Here is a 680-nt window from a genome sequence, read left to right on the forward strand (position 1 = left end):
CCACCGGCTCCGCCGGTGCCCCCGGCCCCGCCGGCGCCGGGGGCCACGCCATTGGCACTGCCCCCTTGGCCGCCGTCGCCACCGGCGCCGCCGGTGATAGCGCCGCCGCCACCACCACCGCCACCGGCGGCGACTTCAGTACCGCTTAGGGCGGCGGGCTGGCCGCCGCCCCCGCCGGCCCCGCCGCCGGAGCCTTGGCCAGTGGCGCCGTTGAATCCGCCGCCACTGGTCGCGGTGGAGGTGGTGACATCGGCGCCGGCCCCACCGCCGCCCCCACCACCGGGGCCGCCCGCGATGCCGGCGGACCCACCGCCACCACCGCCCACGCCGCCGCCAGCGGCGAGGGAGCTGAGGCCGACCGTCGCGGCCACGCCGCCCCCATTGCCGCCTTGGCCGCCGTGGCCGCCGGTACCGCCGCCCGTGCTGTTGCCCCCGGCGCCGCCGCCACCACCACCGCCGCCGATCGCGATGGCGTTGGTGGTGCCGGTGGCGATGGCGCTACCGCCGCCGCCCCCGTTGCCGCCGTTGCCACCGGTGACGCCGCTGCCGCCGTTGCCGCCGTTCCCGCCGCGGATGGTTTCCGCGGTCACCAGGCCCGAGCCGTTCACGGTGGCGTTGCCGCTGTTGCCGCCGTCCCCGCCGTCGCCGCCCGCCCCGCCGACGCTGTTGCCGCCGTTGCC

The 680-nt window shown here is 80.1% G+C and carries 1 pseudogene; it reads right to left on the bottom strand.

Annotated elements, in window-relative coordinates:
* Positions 1-680, bottom strand: a pseudogene (locus N415_RS33340) (PE family protein); the annotation flags it as partial.

This window comes from Mycobacterium sp. UM_CSW (assembly GCF_000455205.1).
In the GTDB taxonomy this organism is placed as follows: Bacteria; Actinomycetota; Actinomycetes; order Mycobacteriales; family Mycobacteriaceae; genus Mycobacterium.